Origin of the sequence: Amycolatopsis iheyensis, assembly GCF_024703995.1 — a bacterium.
Lineage (GTDB): Bacteria > Actinomycetota > Actinomycetes > Mycobacteriales > Pseudonocardiaceae > Amycolatopsis > Amycolatopsis iheyensis.
Window position 1 is genome coordinate 603,651 of record NZ_JAMXQV010000001.1, and the last position, 24,735, is coordinate 628,385.

25 protein-coding genes, 1 tRNA gene and 1 pseudogene are annotated in these 24,735 nt (G+C 70.6%); 18 read left to right on the top strand and 9 right to left on the bottom strand.

Annotated features, from left to right (window positions below):
- Positions 1-55 precede the first annotated feature (55 nt).
- From M8542_RS02960 to M8542_RS02970, 3 genes are all read left to right on the top strand, one after another.
- Positions 56-781 (top strand): GAF domain-containing protein, encoded by a 726-nt coding sequence (locus M8542_RS02960; protein WP_257918394.1) that lies wholly within the window; start codon positions 56-58, stop codon positions 779-781.
- A 42-nt stretch (positions 782-823) separates the two neighbouring features.
- Positions 824-1,570, top strand: a complete 747-nt coding sequence (locus M8542_RS02965; protein WP_257918395.1) for a GAF and ANTAR domain-containing protein — start codon at positions 824-826, stop codon at positions 1,568-1,570.
- A 134-nt stretch (positions 1,571-1,704) separates the two neighbouring features.
- Positions 1,705-2,361 carry a phosphoribosyltransferase gene (locus tag M8542_RS02970; protein ID WP_257918396.1) on the top strand — a complete coding sequence of 219 codons (657 nt, stop codon included), beginning with the start codon at positions 1,705-1,707 and terminating at the stop codon, positions 2,359-2,361.
- Positions 2,362-2,707: 346 nt separating this feature from the next.
- Here the strand turns inward: M8542_RS02970 and M8542_RS02975 are convergent, their stop codons facing one another.
- Positions 2,708-3,382: a BON domain-containing protein gene (locus M8542_RS02975; RefSeq protein ID WP_257918397.1), complete on the bottom strand. Its 675-nt coding sequence runs from the start codon at positions 3,380-3,382 to the stop codon at positions 2,708-2,710.
- Positions 3,383-3,474: 92 nt separating this feature from the next.
- Between M8542_RS02975 and M8542_RS02980 the strand changes: the two genes are divergently transcribed.
- Positions 3,475-4,155, top strand: a complete 681-nt coding sequence (locus M8542_RS02980) for a response regulator (protein WP_308210232.1) — start codon at positions 3,475-3,477, stop codon at positions 4,153-4,155.
- On the opposite strand, the gene M8542_RS02985 is transcribed toward M8542_RS02980, so the two are convergent.
- Positions 4,152-5,018, bottom strand: coding sequence for a nitroreductase family protein (locus tag M8542_RS02985; RefSeq protein ID WP_257918398.1), 867 nt, complete (start codon positions 5,016-5,018; stop codon positions 4,152-4,154). The two genes, M8542_RS02980 and M8542_RS02985, sit on opposite strands and share 4 nt — an antisense overlap.
- 171 nt (positions 5,019-5,189) lie before the next feature.
- Here M8542_RS02985 and M8542_RS02990 point away from each other — a divergent pair, with 171 nt between their 5' ends.
- Positions 5,190-6,665 (top strand): sensor histidine kinase, encoded by a 1,476-nt coding sequence (locus tag M8542_RS02990; protein ID WP_257918399.1) that lies wholly within the window; start codon positions 5,190-5,192, stop codon positions 6,663-6,665.
- Here the strand turns inward: M8542_RS02990 and M8542_RS02995 are convergent.
- Entirely contained in the window at positions 6,640-7,815 is a 1,176-nt protein-coding gene (locus M8542_RS02995; protein ID WP_257918400.1) for a N(5)-(carboxyethyl)ornithine synthase, read from the bottom strand. The two genes, M8542_RS02990 and M8542_RS02995, sit on opposite strands and share 26 nt — an antisense overlap.
- Positions 7,816-8,131: 316 nt before the next feature.
- Between M8542_RS02995 and M8542_RS03000 the strand changes: the two genes are divergently transcribed.
- The 5 genes from M8542_RS03000 to M8542_RS03025 all read left to right on the top strand — a co-directional run bounded on the left by M8542_RS03000 (position 8,132) and on the right by M8542_RS03025 (position 10,888).
- Positions 8,132-8,344, top strand: a complete 213-nt coding sequence (locus M8542_RS03000; protein WP_257918401.1) for a hypothetical protein — start codon at positions 8,132-8,134, stop codon at positions 8,342-8,344.
- Positions 8,345-8,434: 90 nt separating this feature from the next.
- Positions 8,435-8,581, top strand: a complete 147-nt coding sequence (locus M8542_RS03005) for a DUF6307 family protein (protein WP_257918402.1) — start codon at positions 8,435-8,437, stop codon at positions 8,579-8,581.
- 299 nt (positions 8,582-8,880) lie between these two features.
- Positions 8,881-9,675, top strand: coding sequence for an ATP-binding protein (locus tag M8542_RS03015; RefSeq protein WP_257918404.1), 795 nt, complete (start codon positions 8,881-8,883; stop codon positions 9,673-9,675).
- A 43-nt stretch (positions 9,676-9,718) separates the two neighbouring features.
- Positions 9,719-10,462 carry an ATP-binding protein gene (locus tag M8542_RS03020; protein ID WP_257918405.1) on the top strand — a complete coding sequence of 248 codons (744 nt, stop codon included), beginning with the start codon at positions 9,719-9,721 and terminating at the stop codon, positions 10,460-10,462.
- Positions 10,463-10,513: 51 nt separating this feature from the next.
- Positions 10,514-10,888 carry an STAS domain-containing protein gene (locus M8542_RS03025; RefSeq protein WP_257918406.1) on the top strand — a complete coding sequence of 125 codons (375 nt, stop codon included), beginning with the start codon at positions 10,514-10,516 and terminating at the stop codon, positions 10,886-10,888.
- 105 nt (positions 10,889-10,993) lie between these two features.
- Here M8542_RS03025 and M8542_RS03030 read toward each other — a convergent pair whose 3' ends face one another.
- A complete protein-coding gene (locus M8542_RS03030; protein ID WP_257918407.1) occupies positions 10,994-11,557 on the bottom strand; it encodes a sigma-70 family RNA polymerase sigma factor in 564 nt (187 codons plus the stop codon).
- A gap of 18 nt (positions 11,558-11,575) precedes the next feature.
- A complete protein-coding gene (locus M8542_RS03035) occupies positions 11,576-12,175 on the bottom strand; it encodes a hypothetical protein (RefSeq protein ID WP_257918408.1) in 600 nt (199 codons plus the stop codon).
- Between the two features lie 401 nt (positions 12,176-12,576).
- Here M8542_RS03035 and M8542_RS50790 point away from each other — a divergent pair, with 401 nt between their 5' ends.
- Both M8542_RS50790 and M8542_RS50565 read left to right on the top strand, forming a co-directional pair.
- Positions 12,577-13,047, top strand: a complete 471-nt coding sequence (locus M8542_RS50790) for an NsdA family TPR-like regulatory protein (RefSeq protein WP_504970524.1) — start codon at positions 12,577-12,579, stop codon at positions 13,045-13,047.
- A gap of 351 nt (positions 13,048-13,398) precedes the next feature.
- Positions 13,399-14,043 (top strand): annotated as a pseudogene (locus M8542_RS50565) (recombinase family protein); the annotation flags it as partial.
- 679 nt (positions 14,044-14,722) lie between these two features.
- On the opposite strand, the gene M8542_RS03045 reads toward M8542_RS50565, so the two are convergent.
- Positions 14,723-14,795: transfer RNA gene (locus M8542_RS03045), tRNA-Arg, on the bottom strand.
- Between the two features lie 150 nt (positions 14,796-14,945).
- Between M8542_RS03045 and M8542_RS03050 the strand changes: the two genes are divergently transcribed.
- Positions 14,946-16,052: an epoxide hydrolase family protein gene (locus M8542_RS03050; protein WP_257918409.1), complete on the top strand. Its 1,107-nt coding sequence runs from the start codon at positions 14,946-14,948 to the stop codon at positions 16,050-16,052.
- Here the strand turns inward: M8542_RS03050 and M8542_RS03055 are convergent.
- Positions 16,049-16,885, bottom strand: a complete 837-nt coding sequence (locus M8542_RS03055) for an SDR family oxidoreductase (RefSeq protein WP_257918410.1) — start codon at positions 16,883-16,885, stop codon at positions 16,049-16,051. The two genes, M8542_RS03050 and M8542_RS03055, sit on opposite strands and share 4 nt — an antisense overlap.
- Positions 16,886-16,991: 106 nt before the next feature.
- Between M8542_RS03055 and M8542_RS03060 the strand changes: the two genes are divergently transcribed.
- The 4 genes from M8542_RS03060 to fxsT all read left to right on the top strand — a co-directional run bounded on the left by M8542_RS03060 (position 16,992) and on the right by fxsT (position 21,313).
- A complete protein-coding gene (locus M8542_RS03060) occupies positions 16,992-17,411 on the top strand; it encodes a MarR family winged helix-turn-helix transcriptional regulator (RefSeq protein WP_257918411.1) in 420 nt (139 codons plus the stop codon).
- A 154-nt stretch (positions 17,412-17,565) separates the two neighbouring features.
- On the top strand, positions 17,566-18,486 hold the full coding sequence (locus M8542_RS03065; RefSeq protein WP_257918412.1) for a cation diffusion facilitator family transporter: 921 nt from the start codon (positions 17,566-17,568) through the stop codon (positions 18,484-18,486).
- 69 nt (positions 18,487-18,555) lie between these two features.
- Positions 18,556-18,894, top strand: a complete 339-nt coding sequence (locus M8542_RS03070) for an RIP homotypic interaction motif-containing protein (protein WP_257918413.1) — start codon at positions 18,556-18,558, stop codon at positions 18,892-18,894.
- Between the two features lies 1 nt (position 18,895).
- Positions 18,896-21,313 (top strand): FxSxx-COOH system tetratricopeptide repeat protein, encoded by a 2,418-nt coding sequence (fxsT, locus tag M8542_RS03075; RefSeq protein ID WP_257918414.1) that lies wholly within the window; start codon positions 18,896-18,898, stop codon positions 21,311-21,313.
- Here fxsT and M8542_RS03080 read toward each other — a convergent pair.
- A complete protein-coding gene (locus M8542_RS03080) occupies positions 21,310-22,023 on the bottom strand; it encodes a DUF305 domain-containing protein (protein ID WP_257918415.1) in 714 nt (237 codons plus the stop codon). The two genes, fxsT and M8542_RS03080, sit on opposite strands and share 4 nt — an antisense overlap.
- The gene (locus M8542_RS03085) at positions 22,020-22,823 is read right to left on the bottom strand and encodes a thioredoxin-like domain-containing protein (RefSeq protein WP_257918416.1); all 804 of its coding nucleotides are present in this window, start codon (positions 22,821-22,823) and stop codon (positions 22,020-22,022) included. Before M8542_RS03085 ends, M8542_RS03080 begins: the two co-directional genes overlap by 4 nt.
- Positions 22,824-23,077: 254 nt before the next feature.
- On the opposite strand from M8542_RS03085, the gene argS reads away from it, so the two are divergent.
- Entirely contained in the window at positions 23,078-24,733 is a 1,656-nt protein-coding gene (gene argS, locus M8542_RS03090) for an arginine--tRNA ligase (protein WP_257918417.1), read from the top strand.
- Positions 24,734-24,735 lie beyond the last annotated feature (2 nt).

Genomic DNA, 24,735 nt, shown 5'->3' on the forward strand with positions numbered 1-24,735 from the left:
CGACCCGGAAGGAACCGGATGCCGGAACGCGGAGCTCGCCGGTGGTGGGTTCGCGGTGGCTGAGGTCGAGGACCTGCGCGCGAGCGTGCTGGCCGCCCTGGGTGAGGCTGGGCCCGGCAGCGGGGTCGACGTCGTCGGCCGGGTGTGCCGGGCGTGTGTGCGCTTGTTACCGGTCAACGGAGCGGCGGTGTCGGTGGTGGCCGGCGCCGGGCACCGCGAGATCGTCTACGCCAGTGACGCGGTGAGCATGGCGCTGGCGGAGCTGCAGTTTTCCCTCGGCGAAGGACCGTGTTTCGAGGCCCAGACCTCGGGCGGGCCGGTTCTGGTGCCCGATCTGGCCGCCGGGCCGCCGCCGGCGTGGCCGGTGTTCGCCGCGGAGGCGGCGGCGCAGCCGGTGGCCGCGTTGTTCACGTTCCCGGTGCAGATCGGGGCGGTGCGGGTGGCGACCCTCGACACCTACCGCTCGACACCGGGCTCGCTTGACGCCACCGACCTGTCGACGGCGTTGCAGGTGGCCGACATCGCGGCGCTCGCCTTGTCGGGGCTGCGGGACGGGGGCGAGCGCTGGCTGGACGGTGACGGGCGGTGGATGGAAGGCGCGGGGATGCGGTTCCGGGAGGTGCACCAGGCGACCGGGATGCTGATCGCGCACCTGGACCTGCCCGCCTCGGCCGCGCTGGCCCGGTTGCGGGCCTACGCGTTCGGCCACGGGCGTTCCCTGGGGGAAGTTGCGGCCGACATCGTCGGCGGGCGGCTGCGATTGGACGAGGAGTTCCGGTGAGGATCACCATGAAGGCAGCTGACGATTCAGGAGATGGTGGGCATGCCCGACCGTGAACGACAGGTGACGCGGGCGTTCGTCGCACTCGCGGACACGCTGGTCGACGACTACGACGTCGCGGATCTGCTGCACACGCTGGTGGTGCAGTGCGTGGAGCTGCTCGACGTCGCGGCGGCCGGGCTGACGCTGGCCGACGAGCGGGGCGGGCTGCAGGTGCTGGCCTCGTCCACCGAACAGGCACGGCTGCTGGAGCTGTTCCAGCTCGACATCGACGAGGGGCCGTGCGTCGAGTGCTTCACCACCAGCACTCCGGTCCTGGTGGCCGACATCGCCGCGGCGGCGGCACGGTGGCCGCGGTTCGCGGCCGAGGCGGCCAGGGACGGGTTCGCGTCGGTGCACGCGGTACCGATGCGGCTGCGCCGGCAGACGGTAGGGGCGCTGAACCTCTTCGGGCACTCCCCGGGTGAGCTGTCGGCCGACGACGTGGCACTGGCGCAAGGGCTGGCCGACACCGCGACCATCGGCATCCTCCACGAACGGGCCTTCCGCCAGGGCGAGCTCCTCTCCGAGCAGCTGCAGACCGCGTTGAACAGCCGGGTGATCATCGAGCAGGCCAAGGGCGTGCTCGCCGTCAGCGGGCAGCTGAGCATGGACGCGGCGTTCACGGCCTTGCGCGGCTACGCCCGGCGGAACAACCGCCGGCTCAGCGACGTGGCCCGCGCCCTGGCCGACCGCGACCTCGCACCCACGGTCGTGCTGGCGCCCTCGACGGTGAGCCGCCCGCGCTGAGCAATCCTTTGTGGACTGTCGAGCGAAAGGTGCCGAACGGTCCGCTGGTGAGTGACCAACAGCCCTCCCGCCCGCGGACGCGGTGCGGACATGCTGGGAGACGGCCGACCGGCTCCCGACGGCAGGAGTGCCCTATGCGGTTCCGTGATCGCCGGGAGGCGGGCGAACGACTGGCCCTTCGCCTGCGCCCGCTGCGCGGCGACCGCGCCGTGGTCCTCGGCCTGTCCGAGGGCGGCCTCGTGGTCGCCGCCGAGATCGCCGACGTCCTCGGGGCGCCGCTGGACATCCTGCTCACCTCACGGATCGAGGCCGCCGGACCGCCACCGGTGCTGCTCGGCGCCGTCGGAGAGGGCGGCCTGGTCGTCTGGGACCACGGCGCCATCCGCCGGTTCGACATCTCGGCGGACGGGCTCACCCGGCTCGCCGACCGGGCACGGGACGGCTTGGCCCGGCGGGTCGCCGTCTACCGGCGTGACGTCGCGCCGGTGCCGATCGCGGGCCGGACGGTGGTACTCGCCGACGACGGCGCCGCCACCGGCACGACCGCGCACACGGCGATCCGCGTCCTGCGCGCCCGCCAGGTGCGCCGGATCGTGCTGGCGGTTCCGGTCGCCCCGGCGCCCGTCCTCGACCGGCTCGCCCGCGAGGTCGACCAGTTCGTCTGCCTGCGCCCGCTGCCCTGGCTGCACGCGGTGCGCAACAGCTACCGGAAGTTCCCGGCGGTCGCGGACACCGACGCGCTCGAACTCCTGCACCGCGAACCCCGCCTGCCGACCGAGGTGCCGCGGTGACGTCGACGGTGGAGTCGCCGCGACCGGGGTGGTGATCGCACGCCGGGAACGACGGGATCCGGGAACGGCTGCACGCACACCTCAACGCCGGAGCTGTGGGACAGCTGCGTCGAGAGCGACTTCGCCGTCCGGGAGCAGGAGTCGTACCGGCGGGCTGGCGGTGGTCATGACGTCTCCTCACGGATCCGGTGCGCGGTCCGGGTCCACAGTGTGCTGTCCTTTTCGGACAGAACACCGCGGAGTCCGGGGACCGGTCGCGGCGGTGGCCGGTTTCGGCTGGACCGCGGCGGCGAGAGATTCGCCTTCGGCGTGCTCCAGAATTCGCGACTCGTGCCGGGGCGGAGGCTCAGCCGGAGAGCTGCACCTGGTTGTCGACCGCGGTCACGCCGGGGGCGAACCACGCGGTGTGCTCGGCCGACCGGCGTTCGGCCGGGGTGCGGACGGCACCGGTCAGGGTGACCTGGCCGTCGTCGATGGCGACCTCGACGTGCTGCGCGGACCCCGGCGCGTGCCGGGCCAGCGCCGCGAGGATCTGTGCCTTGGTCTCGGCCGCGGTCACTCCCGTTGCGGGCCGCAGGGTGATCAGGTTCCGCACTCCGCTGACGCCGGGGAGCGCGGCCACCGCCCGGCGGGCGGCTTCGCGCTCGTGGTGCCAGTCCACCGACCCGCGCAGGGTGATCACCTGGTCGCGCACGTCGACCTGCACCGAGTTCTTCGGCACGAGAACCGTGCGGCGGTCGAACACGGCCATGGCTTCGCGGGCGAGATCCACGTCGGCCGGAGTCGCGTGGCCGTGCCGGACGAGGATCCGGTCCACGGTCGTGGTCACGCCGTGCACCCGGGTCGCGGCGCGCAGGGCCGCTTCCTTCTCGGGATAGGTGCCGACGTGTCCGGCCAGCGTCGCGGCACCGCCGTCGACGCTCACCGCGATTCCTTCGGCGTTGACACTGGGGGTCCAGGCGAGTTCGTCGGTGACGGCCGTCTTGAGGTGGTGATCGGGCCGGTGCTGGATCTGTGTCATTCCTCCACCGTGGTCCGCCCGGCGCCCCGCGGCCTAGAGTCGCGGGACCTCTGTCCGGGGGCCCTTCGGCGCGACGGGCGTAGCCTGGGGTGGTGGATGACAGCCCGCAGCGCGCTCTGCCCGTCATCACGGTCTTCCTGGTCGACGACCACGAACTCGTGCGGCGCGGGGTTGCCGAACTCGTCGGCGACGAACCCGGCCTGAGCGTCGTCGGGCAGGCTTCGTCGGTGGCCGAAGCCCTGGCCAGGGTGCCCGCGCTGCGCCCCGACGTGGCGGTGCTGGACGTCCGGCTCCCCGACGGCAACGGGGTGCAATTGTGCCGCGACCTGCGCGCGCTACTGCCTGGCCTGCGGTGCCTGATGCTGACCTCCTTCACCGACTCGGATTCGATGGTCGACGCGGTCCTGGCCGGTGCCGAGGGTTATGTGATCAAGGACGTGAAGGGGTTGCAGCTGGTCGACGCCATTCGCCGGGTGGGATCGGGTGAGACCCTGCTGGACGGCCGGGCGGTCGCCGCGCTGGTGGCCGAGCTGCGCGCGAAGACCGGGGAACCGGGTCCGCTGGCGGGGTTGAGCGAGCAGGAGCTGGTGCTGCTGGACCTGCTGGGGGAGAGCCTGACGAACCGGCAGATCGCCGAGCGGATGTTTCTGGCCGAGAAGACCGTCAAGAACTACGTGTCCCGCCTGCTGGCGAAGCTCGGGCTGGAGCGCCGGTCCCAGGCGGCGGTTCTGGTCACCGGGATCCACGGCGCGCAGCGGCGTCCGGCCGGTTAACGGCCGAACGGGTGCGCGTCGCTGATCACGACGTCTTCGAGCTGTGTCTGCGTGGGGGACGGAACGGCGGTGCCGTGACCGAGACGCAGCATGATCTGCGGCCACAGCCCGCCGCCGAGCAGCTGCCGCAGCTCGCGCCGGGTCGCCGGGACCGCCATCACCTGCGAGGAGAGCGCCGCCGAGAGCCCGGCGGCGGTGGCGGTCAGCAGAACCCGCTGCAGGGCTTGGCCGGCCTGGAGCCGGCCGAGCGTGGTGTCGCGCAGCGAGCCGATGACCACGACCAGCCGGCCCGGTTCGACGTCGAGGTCGTTCCCACCACCGGGGCCGGGCCGCGCCGGAGGGACTTCGATGCGGTGCATGATGTCGCGCAGCTGGGGCACCTGGTCGTCGGTGATGGTGGCCAGCCACGCGCGTTCCATTTCGGCCGCCCGCCGGAGCTCCCGCTGCACCGCGTCGGGGACGAGGGCGGCGGTGAACGGGCGCCGGTTGCTCTGCCGGCCGGCGATGGCCCCCACGAGTTCCCGGTCTTCCGGGGCGATCGTCTCGTAGCCGTTCGGCCGCACGACGGCGAGCAGATCGGGCCGGTCCGCGGTGGGGAACAGCCGCACGTCGGCGTGGCTGCCTTCCGCCTTGATCGCCAGCCGCAGGTTCAGCAGGGCGGCCCCGCAGTCCAGCATGCGTTCCCGTTGGTCGCTGTCGGTACCGGTGGAGAGCGAATCCGCGTACAGCTCGACACCATCCGGCGTGCACTGGAACCGCCAAGGCCGCCCGCGGCGCAGCGGCGGCGGAGCCGTGGCCGCGAGGAGCACGGATCGCATCTGGCTCGCGCTGAGGTGCCCGACGGGCATGACACCGGTCTTCATGGACGGCTCCGAACTGCTGGGTTCCTGGCTGTCCCGCCACCGTCCGCCCGGACACCGGCGCGGGCCAAGGGCCGAACGGCACCCGTGGCCGGGCGAAGGTCGCCGGTTGCGAACGTGGTTCGGTTCCCCCGGATCCCGCCACGGGCCGGGCGGGCGTGCCACTGTGGTGGCATGCCCGGGGAAACGACGTCGGGCCGGGACCGGATGGACGCGCTGCCGGCGGCCATGCTCGCCTTCTCCGCCGGTCTGGAGCTCGAGACCACGCTGCACCGGATCGTCACCGCCGCCGCCGGCCTGGTCGGCGTCCGCTGCGGCGCGCTGACCCTGCTCGACGAGGACGGCCGGACCACCGGGTTCGCCGCCACGGGCATCGACGACGCCATCCCGCGCCGCCTCCCGCCGATGCCGGCTGTCCTCGACGTCCCGCTCGTGGTCCGGGGCGCGGTCCTCGGCCGGCTGCACCTCGGCCGCGAGCAGGCCTTCACCGCCGACGACGAACGGGCGATCGTCGCGCTGGCGGCGGCGGCCGGGATCGCGGTGGACAACGCGCGGCTTTACGAGGAGAGCCGGAGCAGGCAGCGGTGGCTGGAAGCGACCGGGGAGATCTCCGCCGAGCTCCTGGGCGGCACCGACGTCCACACGGTGCTGCGCCTGGTCGCGAGCCGGGCCGCCGAACTCACCGGCGCCGAGGACGCGCTCATCGCACTGCCCGTGCCGCCCGATGGGGCACTGGTCGTCACGGTGTGCGCCGGCCCCGACGCCGAGGAACTGACCGGCCGCCGGATCCCGCTCGACGAGTCGACCTCGGGTGCGGTGCTGCGCGATCACGTCCCGCGCAACGTCCCGAACCTGGCGTACGGCCTGGGCACGGACCTCGGGCCGGCGCTGGCGGTGCGGTTGCGCTCCGGCGAGTCCACCGCGGGCGTGCTCCTGACGATCCGCGCTTCCGGCGCACCGGGTTTCGACGAGCACGAGCTCCAGCTCGTGTCCGCCTTCGCCGACCAGGCCGCGCTGGCGTTGCGGGACGCCGAAAGCCAGGCCGCCCGCCGCGAGCTCGACGTCGTGGTGGACCGCGAACGGATCGCCCGGGACCTGCACGACCACGTCATCCAGCGGCTGTTCGCGGTCGGCATGGGCATCGAGGGCACCCGCCGCCGGACGGACTCGCCCGCGGTCACCGCCCGGCTCACCCAGCACATCGACCAGCTCCAGGACGTCATCGAAGAGATCCGCAGCGCGATCTTCGCCCTGCACGCCCGGCCGGGAGCCGGGTGGGGCCTGCGGGCCCGCCTGCAGAACGCGATCACCGAGACGACCGCCGACTCGGCGATCCGCACGACAGTGCGGCTGTCCGGAGCGTTCGACCGGGTGCCCGCCGGATTGGCCGAGCACGCCGAGGCGGTGGTGCGCGAAGCGGTCAGCAATGTCCTGCGGCACGCGCGTGCCGCGGAGCTGGCGGTCACCGTGTCCGTGGCCGGGGACCTGGTCGTCGAGGTCTACGACACCGGGATCGGGATACCGGAAGCCGTGGCGCGCAGCGGGCTGCGCAACCTCGAGCGGCGGGCCGCGGAAGCGGGCGGGTCGTTGCGGCTCGAACGCCCGGCCGACGGTGGTACCTGTCTCAGGTGGACGGTTCCGGTGCCTTGAGCCGCAGCACGTGCGGGTATTCCGTGGCGCGTTGCTGGAAAGAGAGGATCGCGGGGTTCCGGATCGTGCCGTCCCGGATCTCGACGGCCCGTCCCACCGTTTCGTCTTCGTCCCAAGTGGACTGTCTGGAAAGGACTGTCCGCAGGTGCGGCAGCAGCGCTTCGCTGATTTCCCAGGTCGCCGAGTTCCACAGGTAGGAGGGACTGTGGTCGACGGCGTAGTAGGTGACGCCGTGGCCGACCTGGAAGGTCGGCCGGGTGAACGTGGTGGGCCGCGCCCAGCTGAAGCCCATGCCTTCGTCACAGGAGACGTCCACGATGAGGCTGCCGGGGGTGAACGCGGCGAGGTCGTCCTCGATGAGGAAGGTCAGCGGCGCTTCGGTGTCCTGGAGCACGCAGTTGACGACGATGTCGTGCTCGGCGAGGAACCCGGCCAGCGGCACCCGGCCGTGGCTGGTGTGTGCGTGGCTGCGGCGAGGGTCGCCCGGGTGGTTCTTGTCGTGGTCGAAGTGGACCATCGTCGCGGAATGGATCGGTGAGCCGACCGCGCTGAGGCCGCGGGCGGTGAGGACTTCGACGTCGTGGACTCCGTGGGCGTTCAGCGCGGTCACCGCGCCGCGCGCGGTCGCGCCGAAGCCGATCACCACCGCCCGCAAGCGGCGGCCGTAGTCGCCGGTCGAGCCGATCAGCTGCAGGGCGTGCAGGACCGAGCAGTAGCCGGCCAGTTCGTTGTTCTTGTGGAAGACGTGCAGCCCGAACGAGCCGTCACTCCGCCAGTGGTTCATGGCTTCGAACGCGATCACGGTCAGCCGCCGGTCGATGGCCAGCTGGGTCAGCTCGGCGTCCTGCACGCAGTGCGGCCAGCCCCACAGCACCTGGCCTTCCCGGAGTTCCGCGACGTCCTCCCGCAGCGGTTTGGCCAACAGGACCACCTCGCACTCGGCGATGAGCTGCTCGCGCGTGCGCAGTCCCGCGACCGCGCGCGCCAGCTGCTCATCGGGCACCCCGAAAGGTACGCCGTACCCGTGTTCGAGGTAGATGGTCTTCCGGAGATCGGCGTCGATCCGGTCCAGGTGGTGTGGGTGGATCGGTAGCCGCCGTTCGTTCTCCTTGCGGGAACGCGCGACGACGCCGAGACTGAGCTGGTCCACGAGGGCCCCTTTGCTAGAACCCAGTCTTAACACACCCAGCGCGGCCGTCATGTACGCTGGGTGTTGACCGAGAGCATTTCGCGCGCAAGTGGTCGAACCTGCGCCGTCCTCGGCCCCAATCCGGCGCTGCCAGCGGCCGGGGACGGGAGCACCGACATGCCGTCGGACCCGAAAGCCACCCTCGCCGAACTACTGCCGCGCTGAAGCCCGGGCACGTCGCTCGGTGAGCTGTTCCGCGGCCCGGCCCGCCGCTCGCACTTCCGACGCCGCCCTCCGGCGGCGTACCCGAAAGGATTTCCTGATCAGTACTCCCACCATGGACAGCTCGTTGTTCAGCCATCCCATCGCGGAACAACCCCGTCCCGGAACGCTCACCACACCCCAGGACAGCCGGTACGGGAGCTTGTTCCGCCAGCCGGTGTACACCCCGGCCCCCGCTTCCGGAGACGAGACCGAACGCTTGCCGCAGCGCCGGTCCGCCGCGCCCGGCAAGCGGGCGTACGACCCGTCCGGCCGCGCCCGGCGGTGACATCGGTCCTTCGGGACGAAGTGCTTTTCCCGATCTGATCGAGCCGGACCTCCCACCACCGGATGTCATCGAGAGAGAAGAAGGTCAGACATGGACTTCGTGTCCCGTTACGAGCAGCGGGTGAACCTCGTCGAGAACACGGTGAAGGAGAATTCGCCGCTGTCGGCCGAAGAAGCCCGCAAGCTGGCGATCCGCTTGCTGCGGACGCTCGAAGAGATCCCCGAGAAGATCCGGTGAACGCACTCGTTCGTGGTGGTGACTGGTGACCGCCACGAATTCAGGGGTACCGGCGCCTCAGTGTCTGTTGCGCAACCGATGAGGCGCGTCGCGATACCACCCGAAGAGACCGGCGCCATGGCGCTCACGCCCGAACAGCGGTATCGCGGTGCCCGGCTGGTCGCCTCAGCCGCAAGCGACGCCGAAGATTGCGCTTCGCTGCTCGCCGTGCTCGGCCTGGAAGCCGCCGACGGCGTGTCGGGAGAGCATCGCTCCCGGGCCGATGACCGCGGGTGGCGTCGCGGGAGCGAGGCGGGTACATGACCGGTGAAACCGGGTTGCACCTGGTGCCGCATTACCGGGCGGAGTCGACCGTGGCGACCTTGACCGGCGCCTTGACCGAGGCCGGCTATCGGGAGCTGCGTGACGGCGTGCTCAAGCTGGCCACGGACGCGCCGGAGAGCGTCATCGCCGACATTCACGGTCTCGACGTCGACGACGACAGCCTCATGAGTGTGTTCACCGTCATCGCGCTGCGGATCGGCGACTGGCCCGGGCTTCCGTTCGCGGTGGTCACCGACCGCGCGGATCACGTGGCCCAGCTGGCGGCGCGCGGAGCGGAGGTGCCGGTCCACGCCGACGTCCTCGCGGCCGAACAGGCACGCGAGCGCCCTTCCCGCCGGCGGGCGGTGCAGCTGCTGGCCGCATCGCCGCACGCCTCCGCGATCGCCCGGGCGTTCGTCGGCCGGACTTGCGCGCAGTGGAACGTGCGCCGGCACGTCGACGACGCTCTCCTGGTCGCGACCGAGCTGGTGGAGAACGCGATCCTGCACACGACATCGCACCCCCGGCTGCGGCTCGAGCTGCGCCCGGACACCTTCACCATCGCGGTCGCCGACGACGACCCGCGGCGGGCAGTCCTGCGCGAGCGCCCCAGAGAGAACGGTCTCGGACTCCGGCTGGTCGCCCAGACCGCACACTGCTGGGGATGCAGCCCGTCTTGGGCCGGCGGCAAGGTCGTCTGGGCCGTCCTGCTGCCGAACCGGCGGGGACACCCGATCGCCGAAGTGCGCGATCCCCGGGAGTCCGGGCCGGTATGGCGGCGCCACCCGTGACGGGTAATCGGAAGCGGCGGGGGCGTGCCGCCGAACCGGTGCCGTGATCGCCGTCGGCATCACCCTGGCGCCTGCTCCTCGGCTCGCCAGCACCCTGGTCACCGTCACCGGGGAACTCGACCTCTCCGGTTACCGGTTTCTGCGTGACGGCCTGCTGAAGGTGGCCGCCGACGGCCCGCCCGGGCTGATCGCCGACGTCGACGGGCTGGTCATCGACGCACTGTCCCCCGCCGCCGTCTTCCCCCTGGTCGCCCGCCGGATCGGGCACTGGCCTGGCATCCCGTTCACCCTGGTCACCCGTCAGCGGGTGCATCTGCACGCCTTCCACGGCCACGGCACCGACCGCCTTGTCGCGGTCTGTGACGACGTCGAGACCGCCGAAAACAGCCAGGAGATCCCCACCCGCCGATGGGCCCAGCGGAAGTTCCCCCGCACCGAGGACGCGCCGGAGCTCGCTCGCACGTTCCTCCGGGACCGCATCACGGATTGGGGCGTGCCCGAGCTGGCCTACGACGGGCTCCTGGTCGTGGGCGAGCTCGTCGACAACACGCTCCGGCACACCAGGTCCGCACCTGACGTGCGGCTCGATCTGCGCCGGGGCCTGTTCACCATCGCTGTCGCCGACGAGCACGCCGGTCCGGCGATCCTCCTGGAGCGATCCGGCCTGCGCGACCCGGGCATCGGCCTGCGGATCGTCACCCAAACCGCGACGGCGTGGGGAAGCAGCCGGCGCTGGTCGGGCGGAAAGGTGGTGTGGGCGACACTCGCCTCCGCAAGCCGCATTTAAAACCTCGCGTCGGGGGTGCGCCACACCGTGTGCCCGGGCGAAAATATCCGCGTGACACGTCGCGATTCCGATCCCGGCGGACCGGACGGCCTCCGGGAAGACCTGGTGCTGTCGGTGCGCCGGTTCGGCGTAGTGCCGGTGGTGATCGCCGAGGGCACCGTCGACCTGCGCACGGGGCCACAACTGGCCCACGTGATCACGGCCGCCGTCGCCCAGCAGCCGGCCGACGTCGTCATCGACTTGACGGGGGTGGGCTTCCTGTCCGTGACCGGCCTGCACGTCCTGCTCGATGCCCGGCGCGCCGCCGAGGACCGCACAAGGTTGAGAGTGCTCGCAGCCGGCGAGCCTTTGCGAATGATCACTCTCACCAAAGCGGACCAGGTGCTGGCGGTCTACCCGGCCCTGCCGGATGGGACCGGCCGCTGAGCGGAGGCCGGCCCGGGCGATTTCAGCCGCCCGGCCACGATCTCGACGAGAGAGCGGCTTTTGCCGAAGGTGTCCTGAAAGCGACACCGTTGCCGGGTGAACGCGTCACCGGATCGGTGCGGCAAGATGCTGGCGCAACGTGGTGAGAGCGCGGTGCTGGCTCACGCGTACGGCGCCCGAACTGGCGACGCCGAGCGTGGCAGCCGTCTCCCGGGCGGACAGGCCGAGCATGACCCGTAGCACCACGATATCGCGCTGTTCCGGCCCCAGCAGGGCCAGCAGGAAGCCGATCCGCTGACACAGTTCGAGGTGTTCGACTTGGCGCAACGGCCCCGGCCGGTCGGAAGTCAGCGGGGCGAACTGCGAAACCGGGCGGCTCGCATCGCTTTCCCGGCGGCGGTGAGCGTCGACGACCTTGTGCGACGCGACGCCGTAGACGAAGCTCATGAACTGGGCAGCACCGTAGCGATAACCCGGCAGCGCACCGAGCACACCGAGCAGCACCTCCTGCGCGCAGTCGTCCGCGTCGCTGTCCCGGTAGCACCGGCTTCCCAGGCGCGCCCGGCAGTACCGCAGCACACCCGGGCGCAGCCAGCCCAGCAGCGCCTCGGTCGCGGCGCGATCACCTGACATCGCCGAAGCGAGAAGCGCGCCGTCGACCATCGCCATGGTGAGCCTTTCGGTCGGTCAGGTCCGGGTGGTCAGGTACGGAGCGGGATCACCGCCGGCCCGGGCGCCGTCGGCCAGCCAGCGGAGAAACCCGCTGCGGTCCCGTCGTTCGATTTCGTCGAGGAAGACCTGCCGGCGCTCGACGACGAGCCGACGCGCCTGCAGATCGGCGGCGAGGAGCAGGAGGAAGTAGCTGCGCCGCCAAGCCAGGCACAACTCGTCGGTCGCCATCTCGGCCACCGGGACGGCCCGTGGTACCGAAGATCCGGCCGGCTCGGCCGCAGCGGGCAACGTGGCCAGGTAACGGTAACCGGCACCCAAGCCGGCCACGACGAACAGGACCACGATCGCCACCGTGAGGCCACCACCCACGATTGTCCGCAGGCCGGCGACGATCAGCCAAAACAGAACGAACGCCGCGGCGGTCGCCAGGCCCACCGGCAGCTCAGGCCCGCTCCTCCCGGCATCGCCGCGCGCGAGCAGCGGGACGACGAAAGCCACGAGCAGCCCGGCGCTGCCGCCGAGCAGCAGCCAGCCGGCCAGGACGTCCCACGGCAGGGCCAGCGCACCGATCGTGGCCAAGGCGCAAGCAGGACCGAGCAGACCGACCGCCGCCACGCGCCCCACCATCGTGCCCTCATGTCCGGTTCGGTCGCCGGCTGACGCAGCCGGTAACGGGGAAACAGGATCGCCGGGGGCTGGGGCGCCGCAGGCAGTCTACGCCCCGGGAGGAAAACGAGCTTGGTCTCTTCGGTTGCCGCAGCCGGGGCCGGGCCGGGGTTCCGGCGGGGTAGCCGGGAAGTGAGCACCGGACCGGACGGGCACCAGGTGCCCGGCCTGCCTCCACCTGCGCAGTACCTTGCGGCTGTGGTTGTTCGTGCCCGCGATCCGATCCAGCTCCGCGCCGGTCGGCGTGGGGCTCTTGGCCCGCTCGGTCACGCAGTACGCCCACATCCGCTGCTCGGCTCGGCCGGAGGAAGCTGCGTACGGCGCGGCGCTACTTCAAGCTGGCGGCTCAGCTGGCCCACGTCGCCGGCGATGACGCCCTGGCCGCGGTCGCTCTCGCCTCGCTGGCCAGGCAGTGCTTTGCCCTCGACCGGCCGGCCGACGGTCTCGAGGTCGTGCAGCTGGCGCAGTACGCCACGCGCCGGACGGCCAGCCCACGGCTGCGCGCTGTCCTGGCCACCCGCGAGGCATGGGCGCACGCCCAACTCGGTGACGCGCCCGCGTTCCGGCGGTCCGTCCGGCTTGCCGAGGACTATTTCAGCGAGGGGCTCCGGGACGGCGACGCAGCAACCCCCTCGGTCCGGAGCTTGGACGAAGCCGAGCTGATGGGTGTCATCGGCGCCCGCCACCGCGACCTATCCCGACACGCCCCCTGCACGCGGCCCACGCCCAGGACTGCATCGGCTGCGCGATCGCCCTGCGCGATCCCGATCGGGTCCGCAACCGCGCCTTCGACCTCGTGGGGCTCGCTCGCGCCCACCTGATCACCCGCGAGCCGGAACGCGCCGCCGAGCTGATCGGCATGGCCCTGCCTGACGTTGCGCCGTGGACGTACGGCCGAGTCGAGTCAAGCTCCGGGACTTCCACCGGGAAGCAGGGGCGTTCGCTACGGTGCCTGCCGTACGCGACATCCGCGAGGTCGTCGCAGCGAAGCTGCCCGGCACATGTACTACAGCACCACCATCGAGCACCGCTTGGAACAGGCCGGAGTGCGCCTCCTGGCCTCCGACGAACCGTTCCAGCTCGGGCTGGTGGACGGACGCAAACCCAAGCGGGCCACCCAGCTGCTCACGCGGCGCGTGAAGCAGACCCTGTCCGAGTTCTACGTCGTCGACATGCTGGAGAAGTCGTGGGACGGCTACGCCGTCCACACCGAGGCCGGCTACAACATCGGCAAGCCCTGCTACGGCTACCGCGCCCGGCACGTCCCGCACCCGGTCCCTGCCAAGCGTGCCAAGGGCGCCAAGAAGACGTTCCTCGAAGTCGACTCCGCGCAGGCGCCCGCGGTGCGGAAGGCGTACCACTGGCGGATCACTGAACGCCTCGGCTACCAGGCGATCGCGGACCGGCTCAACCGCGACCCCGCCACCTACCCACCGCCGGTTCCGGTCGACCCGAAACGCGCTGTCGGCCACTGGACTTCCTCGAACGTGCGCGACGTCCTCACCAATCCGAAGTACACCGGGCACATGGTGTGGAACGTGCGCGGCCGCAAGTCCCGCGGCAACCAGTTCAATCCTGTCGAGGAGTGGATCTGGTCCGCGCAGCCGGTTCACGAAGCTCTCGTCACGTTGGAGGATTGGCTGCAGGCCCAGGAAATCAGCAAACACCGGTTCGGGTCCCGCAGCACCAGCAACACCAACGTCAAGCATCCTCAGACCAAACGCAGCTACTTGTTGCGCACCTACCTGTTCTGCGGCGGCTGCGGCCGACGCATGAACGGCAAGACCCGCCGTGGGCACGCCTACTACGTGTGCGCGCCGAAGAAGGGCTACGTCCCGGAGGGGCACCCCGCCGCGGGCAGCTTCTGGATCCGCGAAGACGCGATCGTCGCCAAGCTCAACGAGTTCCTGTCGGCTCACATCTTCGGGAGCTACCGTCGCAGTCTGCTGGGCGACACCGCCCGAGAACTCGGTGCCGCCGCGAAGCAGGAGCGGCAGCAGCGCATCGACGCCTTGCGCCGGGAGATCGATGACACCACGCGCATGATCAAGAACCTCGTCCGCAGCTTGGCTCTGTTCGACAGGCCGACCAAGGACCTCGTCGACGAGGTCAACGACGAGCGCGACACTCTTCACAAACGCAAAGGTCAGCTCGAAGCTCAGCTCGCCGAAGCCGAAGAGCAGAATCAGCAGACAGTCAACCCCGACCTGCTTGACGCCTTGCCAATGGGGGAGGTTCAGGTAGAGGAGCTACCGGAGGACGTCGCCCGGCGGCTGTTCGAAGCGCTCCGGCTCGAACTCCGCTACTGCAAGAGCACCAACCGGGTGAAGTGCACGGTCACCTTGCTCGGACCGACTGTCGCGGCGGCACGCCAGGCTGCCCACGAAGCCACCATCTTGCCGTTCGACCGAGACAGGCGGCTCGAACGGCGAAACCGTGAAAACAAGAAGGGGGAGGATGTCATGTCCGACATCTCTCCCGTTCCCATCCTTGCGGTGCCCTCGGCAGGATTCGAACCTGCGACACCTGCCTCCGGAGGGCAGTGCTCTATCCCCTGAGCTACGAGGGCCCATCGCTGGGCGACTCCGAAAGCTTAGCGCATCTCCCGGCACCCCCGCGCGCAGGTGGTCACATCCACGAACCCGCAGGTCAAGGCGATGAAGTTGATCCTTTCGCGGGGGCGTCGCTAGCGTGGTGGGCCCCGCCCGAAGGAGCCGAGATGGTCAAGCCGTTCCAGGTGTCTCTCGACGAGCTCGACGTCGCCGACCTGCGGGAGCGGCTTCGGCGGACTCGGTGGCCCGAGCGCGAGACCGTCGGGGACTGGTCTCAGGGGGTGCCGCTCGCCTACGTCCGGGAGCTCTGCCGGGACTGGGGTGAGGAGTACGACTTCGGGTTCGCCGCGCGGCTCAACGCCTTCCCGCAGTTCCGGGCCGAAATCGACGGGGTCGGGCTGCACTTCGTGCACCTCACCTCGCCTGAACCCGGGGCGCTGCCGCTCGTGCTCACCCATGGCTGGCCCGGGTCCGTGCTCGAGTTCCTCGACGTCCTCGGCCCGCTCACCGACCCCGCCGCGCACGGTGGCGACCCCGCCGACGCCTTCCACGTCGTCGTGCCGTCGCTGCCCGGGTTCGGGTGGAGTGACAAGCCCGTGCTGAAGATCCCGCGCGTCGCTTCGCTGTGGGACCAGCTCATGCGGGAGCTCGGCTACGACCGCTACGGCGCGCAGGGCGGCGACTGGGGCGCCGCCATCACCAACGCCCTCGCCTCCGTCGCGCCCGAGCGGCTCGCCGGCGTGCACGTCAACTTCGCGCCCGTGCGGCTGGACCGGGACGACGCGACGCCGCGGGAGCGTCAGGCCCTCGCCGACCTCGAGGAGTTCCGGCGCACCGGCAGCGGCTACTCCGGTCAGCAGGGCACCCGGCCGCAGACGCTCGGCTACGGCCTGACCGACTCGCCGGCCGGCCAGGCCGCCTGGATCGCCGAGAAGTTCTGGGCCTGGACCGACAACAAGGGCCACCCCGAAGACGCCGTCGACCGCCGGAAGATCCTCGACGACATCTCCGTCTACTGGTTCACCGCCACGGCGGCCTCGTCGGCGCGGATGTACTGGGAGAACCGGGAAACCGTCCAGTCCACTGTGGACGTCCCGGCCGGGGTTTCGGTGTTCCCCAAGGAGATCGTGCGCCCGTCGCGGCGGCAGGCCGAACAGCGCTACACCGACCTGCGCTGGTTCGAGGAGCTGCCCGTCGGCGGGCACTTCGCCGCGCTCGAACAGCCGGGGCTGTTCGTCGACCAGGTGCGCGGGTTCTTCCGGCTGGTGCGCTAGGCGAGCCAGCCGGTGGTCAGGCGCTGCACGGCCGAGCCGTCGCGGTCGGCGAACTTGAGCCCCGTGAACTCCTCGGCCTGCTTCGACGTCTGGATGCGGAACGCGGGCGTGTCCGCCGTCATCGCGGCCAGGATCACCGCAGCGACCTCGTCGGCCGTCTGCGCGCCCTCGAACGAGTTCGAGACGTTCGCGATGTACTTCCGCAGGGACTCCGCGTAGGGGCCCGCTTCGGCGAAGAGCCGTTCGTCGACGCCGATGTTGCTGACGAACTCGGTCGCGACCGCGCCGGGCTCGATGACCGACACCGTGACGCCCTGGGCCGCCGCGACCGGCGCGAGGGACTCCATCATGCCCTCGACGGCGAACTTCGCCGCGCAGTAGGCCTCGTTGAAGGGCTGGCCGACGGCGCCGCCGATGCTGGTCACCGTGAGCACGCGGCCGCCGCTCGCGCGCAACGCCGGCATCGCGGCCTTCGTCGTCTCGACGACGCCGAAGAAGTTGACCTCCATGGTCGCGCGTACCGCGGAGACCGGCTCCTGCTCGATCGTGCCGACGTGGCCCGCCCCGGCGTTGTTGACCAGGACGTCGAGCCGGCCGTAGTCGGCCAGGACGCCCTCGAAGGCAGCCCGCACCGACGCGGCGTCGGTGACGTCCAGCGGGCGGATGTCCAGCTCGACGCCGGCTTCGGCGGCCGCTTCGCGCAGGCGGTCGGCCCGGGCGGGATCGCGCAGCGTGGCGACCGTGGTGAAGCCCGCGCGGGCGGCCTGGACGGCCGTGGCGAGGCCGATGCCCGTGGACGTGCCGGTGATCAGGGCGACGCGGGTGCTGCTCATGGCGGGACCTCGATGTGGTTCAGGTGGGTTATGGTTAATGTAGTGAACTAAAACGACTATAGGCATGGATGGTTCATGCAGTCAACTATCGGCTTACACTAGGTCGATGACCATTGACCCGATCACCGACGAGGTCGTCGCCCTGCTCGCGCGGATCGTCGACCGGTTCGTCGACTCCTACGAGTCCGCGGCGGCCGCGCAGGGGCTGACGACGGTCCAGGCCAAGGTGCTCCAGGCGCTGGACGAGCCGCTGCCGATGCACCGGATCGCCGAGAAGCTGAACTCCGAGCGGTCCAACGTGACGGGGATCATCGACCGGCTCGAAGCGCGTGGGCTCGTCGAGCGCCGGGCGGACCAGCGGGACCGGCGGATCAAGAACATCGTGGCCACGCCCGCGGGCGCCGTGCTGGGCCGGAACTTCCGGCGGTCGCTGGGCTTCGCCGCCGAGCCGCTGGCCGCGCTCGACCCCGCGGACCGCGTTCAGCTGCGCGACCTGCTGACGCGCATGGTCGACGTCGAAGCGTGACAGGTCCGCCTGGCGGGAAACCCCGCCTGGTGGATTGGTCGCCGTTCGCCCGCGGAGTAGCTTTCGGGAGAGTGAACTTAGGCTGCCCTCTATTGCACATATGCGCATCCGACTATATGTTTGGCCTCGACAGCGCACCGCGAACGGAGGCGGAATGGGACACGGCCACGGACACGGGCACACGAGCGCGCCGGCGAGCGCGTCGGGCCGGTACGTGCGGAGCCTGACCATCGCCCTGGCCATCGGCGCCGGCTTCATGGTGCTCGAGTTCGTCGTCGGCTTCACGACCGGCTCGCTGGCCCTGATCTCGGACGCGGCCCACATGTTCACCGACGTGCTCGGGGTCGGCATGGCGCTGGCCGCGATCGTCCTGGCGCGGCGCTCCGGCCCCACGGTCAGCCGCACCTTCGGGCTCTACCGCGCCGAGGTGCTGGCCGCGCTGGCCAACGCCGTCCTGCTGTTCGGCGTCGCGGGGTACGTGCTGTTCGAGGCGATCGGCCGGATCAGCGACCCGCCGGCGGTGCCCGGCCTGCCGGTGCTGCTCGCCGCGACCGCCGGCCTCGCGGCCAACATCGTGTCGTTCGCGGTGCTGCGCTCGGGCGCGAAGGAGAGCCTCAACGTCCGCGGCGCGTACCTCGAGGTGCTGGCCGACCTGATCGGTTCGGTCGGTGTGCTGGTCAGCGGCGCGCTGACGCTGCTGACGGGCTGGCGCTACGCCGACCCGATCATCGGTGTCGCGATCGGGCTGTTCGTGCTGCCCCGCACGTGGACGCTGGCCCGCCGCGCGCTGCGCATCCTCTTCCAGCACGCGCCGCAGGGCGTCGACGTCGGCGCGATCAACGCCGAGCTGGCCGCGCTGCCGGGCGTCGCGGACGTGCACGACCTGCACGTCTGGACGCTGACGTCGGGCATGGAGGTGGCTTCGGCGCACCTGACCCTCGCGCCGCCCGCGCAGCAGTCGGACGTGCTCACCGAAGCGCAGAACCTGCTGGCGTCGCGCTACGCGATCGAGCACGCGACGCTGCAGGTCGAGGCGCCGCAGTGCGCCCGGCGGTGCCAAGAGCTCTCGTGGTGACCCGCCGGATCGGTAACACCGGTCCGGCTCCGGGAGACTCCTCCGGGGAAACGACGGCGGGAGTGTGCGGTGGCGATCGAGGCTGTGGAGCTGGTGGTGACCGCGCTGGCGGCGGGCGCGGCCGCGGGTGCGAAGGAAACGGCGACAGCGGCGGTGAAGGACGCGTACGCGGGCTTGAAGTCCGGCGTGCTGCGCCTCGTCGGGCGTGACGAGCTGCCGGAAGACCCCGACGAGCTGGCGGAGGAGCTGTCCTCGGCCGAGGTGACCGAAGAGGTGGTCGAGGCCGCGCGGGCCGTGCTGCGCGAGGTGGACCCGGACGGCGCTCGCGCGGGGAAGTACAACGTCACGGTCACCGATTCGAAGGGTGTGCAGATCGGTGACGGCAACACGATGAACCTGAACTTCTGACGTGCCCCCGGACGCGCCGCGGATCCACGTCACCGGGAGCCGCGGTGTCCAGATCGGCGACGGCAACACCCTGCACGTCCACCCGCGGGTCGCGTGGGGGTCGCTGTGGCCGGAACGCGAACCGTCGGCGCGGCGGGTGTTCCTGAGCCACACGAGCGAGCTGCGCGCGTTGCCGGAGCCACGCTCGTTCGTGGCGGCGGCGGAGTCGGCGGTCGCGCGGGCCGGTGACGCGGTGGCCGACATGGCCTACTTCACGGCCCGGAACGTCTCGCCGGAGCAGGTGGACCAGGAGAAACTGGCGGAGGCGGACGTCTACGTGCTGATCGCCGGGTTCCACTACGGCAGCCTGGTGCGCGACGTCTCCTACACGGAGCAGGAGTTCCAGACGGCGACCGACCACGGCATGCCGCGGCTGGTGTTCGTCGTCGGTGAGGAGACGGTGGGGCCGGCCGCGTTGTTCCGGGACCTGCGGCACGGGCCCCGGCAGGAGGCGTTCCGGCAGCGGTTGCTGGAGAGCGGGCTCACCGTCACCACGGTGTGTTCGCCCGACCAGCTGGAGACGGCGCTCCTGCAGGCGCTGACCGAGCTGCCGCGGTCGCAGCAGGCGTCGATGCCGGCCGGCCGGATCTGGGGCATCCCGGCGCGGACGGTGGAGTTCACCGGGCGGGAGCAGCTGCTGTCGGGGCTGCGCTCGGCGTTGTGCGCCGGTGAGCCGGCGGTGGTGCACGGCATGGGCGGCGTCGGCAAGACGACGGTGGCGTCGGTGTACGCCGACCGGTTCAGCGGGGACTACGACGTCGCGTGGTGGGTCCCGTCGGAGGACCCGGACCTGATCGCGGGCCGGCTCGCCGACCTGGCCCGCACGCTCGACCTGACGACGGACCAGGACTCGACCGACACGGCACTGGCCCGGCTGCGGGGCGTGCTGCGCACGCGGGGGCGGTGGCTGCTGGTCTTCGACAACGCCGTGAACGCGGCGGCGCTGCAGCCGTTCCTGCCGGGCGGGGACGGGCACGTGATCATCACGTCGCGCAACCCGAACTGGGCGGGGATCGCGACGGCGTTGCCGGTGCGGGAGTTCGCGCGGTCGGAGTCGGTGCAGCTGCTGCAGTCGCGGCTGCCCTCGCTGGGGGACGCGGACGCCGATCGGATGGCCGACGCGCTCGGTGACCTGCCGCTGGCTGTCGACCAGGCGGCTTGGCTGCTCGCCGGGAACGGCTGGTCGGCGGATACGTATCTCGGATTGCTGGCGCAGCGGACCGAGGAGTTGCTGGATCGGCATGAGGAGACCAACGGGTATCCGACTTCGGTGGCTGCGGCTTGGACTTTGTCGTTCGAGCAGTTGGGGCAGGATCATCCTGCGGCGTTGCTTGCGTTGACGTTTGTCGCTTGGTTGGCTCCGGAGCCTGTGCCGCTGACTTTGTTGAAGCACGGGCCTGATGAGCTGGCGGCTGTCGTGGGTGATCCGCTGGCGTTCGCGGATGTGATGGGTGTGTTGAGGGTGCGTGGCATGGCTGATGTCACGGCCACCACGGTGCAGCTGCACCGGGTTCCGGCGGCGTTGCTGCGGGCCCGCACCAAGGATGATGGCTGGTCCGCGACAGTTGTCCGAGCGATGAATGCGGGGCGCCCCGAAGATCCCTGGAACAACCCGCCGTCATGGCCGCTTTGGCGATCGTTGCTGCCTCATTTCCTCGCTGTGACCGATGCTTCGCGCGATGTTCAAGCCGCGACTGGAACAGTCGTCGAAATCCTCGACTGCACGTCTTCCTACTTTCGCAGCCGAGGTGACTGCCGAAGTGCGCTGCCCTTAAGCAAACGGAGCTACGAGTCAAGCCGGGACCTGAATGGGGATGATCACCTCAGCACCCTGATCTCCGCCAGCAACTTCGCGGCCTTGCTCGCCGATCTCGGCCGATACCAGCAGGCCCTTGAGCTGATCGAAGACAATTTCAGACGCCGCAGGCGGCTTTTCGGGCAGGACCACCGTGCCACCCTGGCCGCGGCCAACGGCGTCGTTGCCGTCCTCACACATCTGGGCGATCTGCAGCGTGCTCATGTGCTCGGCGAAGACATCCTCGCTCGTCGTAAACGTGTTCTCGGCGAGGACCATCCCGATACGCTCGTCTCGGCCAACAATCTCGCGATCTGCTTGGCTGAGCTGGGCGAACACCAAGCGGCCTACGAGATCGACAAAGACACCTTAGCCCGGCGCAAACGCATCTTGGGCGAGGACCATCCCTATACACTCGCTTCGGGCTACAACCTCGGTGTCAGCCTCGAGAATCTCGGTGAAAACGAGCGTTCCCGCGAAATACACCAAGATGTTCTCGCCCGTCGCGAACGAGTGCTTGGCGAGGACCACCCTGATACTCGCAAATCCGCCGTGGCGCTTGCCGCCGTCGAAGAGGAAACCTAAGCCGGCAGTGGCTGGGCTCCGCGCCCGGAAAGCATCAGCTTGATCTGGTCCATCTCCGCACCCTGCGAAATCAGAATACTGTTCACCAACGCCTTCAACGCCGGCAGCGAAGAATGCGCCGCGGCATACTGAGCCATCGACGTCCCACCCTCATGATGCCGCAGCATCAACTGCAGGAAGTACACGTCGAACTCCCGCCCGGACAACGAGCGCAGCTTCGACAGCTCCTTGTCAGTCGCCATGCCCGGCATCAGCGCTCCACCGGAAGGGTTCACCGACGACGGCGCCGACATGCCGCCGTGGCCCTGCATCGGCTCCGTCATCCAGCCCATCGGGGCGCCGATCGCCTGCTCCGGCTGGTCCCACAGCATGAGCCAGCCCTTCATGCGGCCGACCTGCTCGAGCTGCGTGCGCTCGATGTCGAACGCCAGCTGCTTGATCTGCGGGTCGGTCGTGCGGTCGCGGGCGATGCCCGCCATCGTGACCGCCTGCAGGTGGTGCGTCGACATGTCCTGGGCGAAGCCGACCTCGACCGAACCGCGGGCCGGGGTCGCGGTGGACCCCGGGTCGTCGACGGCGCGGGTGAGGAACATGCCCGCCGCGCCGCCGATGAGCAGGACCGCCAGCAGCGCGCCGCCGATGATCACCCAGCGGGACCACGTCGGCTGCTCGGGGACCTCTTCGGTGTCGAGGTCGGCTTCGGACGTCACTTGGTCGGAGTGGCCGAAGGGGCGGACGCCGGGGCCGACTGCGGCATGCCCTGCTCACCCTGGGCCTGGGCGCTGCCCTTGTAGTCCATCGGCTTCGCGTCCGGACCCGGCTTCGACGGGTCGAACGGCGGCGGGTTGTCCGGGTCGAACGAGCCCGGGACCGCGTCGCAGGACGCGCCGACCTCCGGGTACACCCCGTTCGGGTTGCTCCGCAGCGCCGCGATGAACTCGTCGATGCGGGCGTCGTTGGCGTCGTCCAGCTTCAGCTGGTGCCCCCACGACTGCAGCGAGATCGGCTTGTCGAGGCCCGGGTACGGCGACATCATCGTGAACGGCTTGTCCTTGACGCGCACGCTCAGCAGGTTCAGCGCGTCGCCGGTGACCTGCTGCGGGTTGTAGGCGATCCAGACGGAGCCGTGCTCGAGCGCGTGCACCATGTTCTCGGTGCGGACCGCGGTCGGGTACACGACGCCGGTGCAGGTGGCCCACGTCTGGTCGTGCGGGCCGCCGAACGGCGGGGTCTTGTCGTAGGCGACGCGCTCGGTCGGCAGCACGTGCACGCTGCCGGTGTAGTTGGCCGTCACCACGCCGGGGATGCGCTTGGACGGGTCCGGGTCGGACGCGGTCGGCGCGAACGAGGCGGCCGCCGCCTCGCGGCCGGCCTGGTCACGCTTCGGCGCGGACTTCACCATGTAGTAGGTGATCACGGCGCCGAGCAGGGCGACGATGGCCACGACGGCGATGATCGTGCCCCAGGGCGTGCCCTTCTTGCTCACCACGGAGCCGCGGGCCGCCTTCACCGCACCCTTTTTCCGAGTTGTCCCGTTCGCCATGGCTCCCGCGTTCTCCCTCTGGTGGCTGCGGACGGATTCCCGCCCGGGCCAGTGTAGAGACCGGCCGTCTGATCACCGTTAACGCCTCACGCGGATGCTGTGTCAACCGAGGCTTCGCCTCGGGCCGGGGGCTCCGCCACCCGGACCCCCGAAGAGCGGGTGTCGTGACCTTGCCGAGACCGCTGCGAGCGCCCCACCAGGGCACACCTAGAATTCGACGAGTGACTCCCGCCGCTCTCGCCGACCTGGTCCGCAGCTCCGCCGTGCAGGTGCTCGCCGCACGCGGCATCGACGACGCCGTGCTGCCGGAGCAGGTGACCATCGAACGCCCGCGCAACCCCGACCACGGCGACTACGCGACGAACCTGGCCCTGCAGGTGGCCAAGAAGGCCGGCCTCAAACCGCGCGACTTCGCCGAGGCGCTCGCCGAAGCGGTTTCGGCCGACGACGGCGTCGCCTCCGCCGAGGTGGCCGGCCCCGGCTTCCTCAACTTTCGCCTGGCCGCCGCCGCGCAGGGCGACATCGTGCGCCAGGTGCTCGACGCCGGCGCCGCGTTCGGCCGCGGTGACGCGCTGGCCGGCACGAAGATCAACCTCGAGTTCGTCTCGGCGAACCCGACCGGCCCGATCCACCTGGGCGGCACCCGCTGGGCCGCGGTCGGCGACGCGCTGGGCCGCGTGCTCGGCGCGCAGGGCGGCGAGGTCACCCGCGAGTACTACTTCAACGACGCCGGCGCCCAGATCGACCGGTTCGTCCGGTCCCTGATCGCCGCCGCGAAGGGCGAGCCCGCGCCGGAGGACGGCTACGCGGGCGGCTACATCAACGACATCGCCGCCGAGGTCATCAAGGCCGAGCCGAGCGCGCTGTCGCTGCCCGAAGAGCAGCGCCACGAGACGTTCCGCCGGATCGGCATCAACCTGATGTTCGGCGAGATCAAGCAGAGCCTGCACGAGTTCGGCACCGACTTCGACGTCTTCTTCCACGAGAACTCGCTCCACGAGTCCGGCGCGGTCGCCGCCGCCGTCCAGGAGCTGAAGGACTCCGGGAACCTCTACTTCGAAGACGGCGCCTGGTGGCTGAAGTCGAAGGAGTACGGCGACGACAAGGACCGCGTCGTCATCAAGCAGGACGGCAACCCGGCCTACATCGCCGGCGACCTGGCCTACTTCAAGGACAAGCGCAACCGCGGCTTCGACCTGTGCATCTACATGCTCGGCGCGGACCACCACGGCTACATCGCCCGCCTCAAGGCCGCCGCCGCCGCGTTCGGCGACGACCCGGCCACGGTCGAGGTGCTGATCGGCCAGATGGTCAACCTGGTCAGCGACGGCAAGCCGGTGCGGATGTCCAAGCGCGCGGGCACCGTGATCACCATGGAGGACCTGGTCGAGGCCGTCGGCGTCGACCCGGCCCGCTACGAGCTGATCCGCTACTCCGTGGACTCCACTTTGGACGTCGACCTGGACCTGCTGCGCAAGCACTCCAACGACAACCCGGTCTACTACGTCCAGTACGCCCACGCGCGGCTGGCGTCCCTGCAGCGCAACGCCGCCGATCTCGGCATCAAGTCCGGTTCGGACGTCGATTTCGGACTGCTGACCCTGCCCGCCGAGGGCGACCTGATCCGCACCATCGGCGAGTTCCCGGAAACCGTGCGCCGCGCCGCCGAAATGCGGGAGCCGCACCGGATCGCGCGCTACCTCGAAGAACTCGCGGGCGCTTACCACAAGTTCTACACCGTGGGCCGCGTGCTGCCCATGGGCGACGAAGAGGCGACCCCTCTGACGCACGCCCGGCTCGCGCTCTGCGAAGCCGCCAGCCAGGTGCTGGCGAACGGCCTCGCGCTCCTCGGTGTCTCCGCTCCGGAACGGATGTAAGA

Bases quoted from the DNA above. Each gene is read 5' to 3' on its own strand.
- M8542_RS02965 (WP_257918395.1), top strand. From the start codon at position 824: ATGCCCGACCGTGAACGACAGGTGACGCGGGCGTTCGTCGCACTCGCG.
- M8542_RS02970 (WP_257918396.1), top strand. From the start codon at position 1,705: ATGCGGTTCCGTGATCGCCGGGAGGCGGGCGAACGACTGGCCCTTCGC.
- M8542_RS02975 (WP_257918397.1), bottom strand. From the start codon at position 3,382: ATGACACAGATCCAGCACCGGCCCGATCACCACCTCAAGACGGCCGTC.
- M8542_RS02985 (WP_257918398.1), bottom strand. From the start codon at position 5,018: ATGAAGACCGGTGTCATGCCCGTCGGGCACCTCAGCGCGAGCCAGATG.
- M8542_RS02990 (WP_257918399.1), top strand. From the start codon at position 5,190: ATGCCCGGGGAAACGACGTCGGGCCGGGACCGGATGGACGCGCTGCCG.
- M8542_RS03000 (WP_257918401.1), top strand. From the start codon at position 8,132: ATGGACAGCTCGTTGTTCAGCCATCCCATCGCGGAACAACCCCGTCCC.
- M8542_RS03005 (WP_257918402.1), top strand. From the start codon at position 8,435: ATGGACTTCGTGTCCCGTTACGAGCAGCGGGTGAACCTCGTCGAGAAC.
- M8542_RS03015 (WP_257918404.1), top strand. From the start codon at position 8,881: ATGACCGGTGAAACCGGGTTGCACCTGGTGCCGCATTACCGGGCGGAG.
- M8542_RS03030 (WP_257918407.1), bottom strand. From the start codon at position 11,557: ATGGCGATGGTCGACGGCGCGCTTCTCGCTTCGGCGATGTCAGGTGAT.
- M8542_RS03050 (WP_257918409.1), top strand. From the start codon at position 14,946: ATGGTCAAGCCGTTCCAGGTGTCTCTCGACGAGCTCGACGTCGCCGAC.
- M8542_RS03055 (WP_257918410.1), bottom strand. From the start codon at position 16,885: ATGAGCAGCACCCGCGTCGCCCTGATCACCGGCACGTCCACGGGCATC.
- M8542_RS03060 (WP_257918411.1), top strand. From the start codon at position 16,992: ATGACCATTGACCCGATCACCGACGAGGTCGTCGCCCTGCTCGCGCGG.
- M8542_RS03065 (WP_257918412.1), top strand. From the start codon at position 17,566: ATGGGACACGGCCACGGACACGGGCACACGAGCGCGCCGGCGAGCGCG.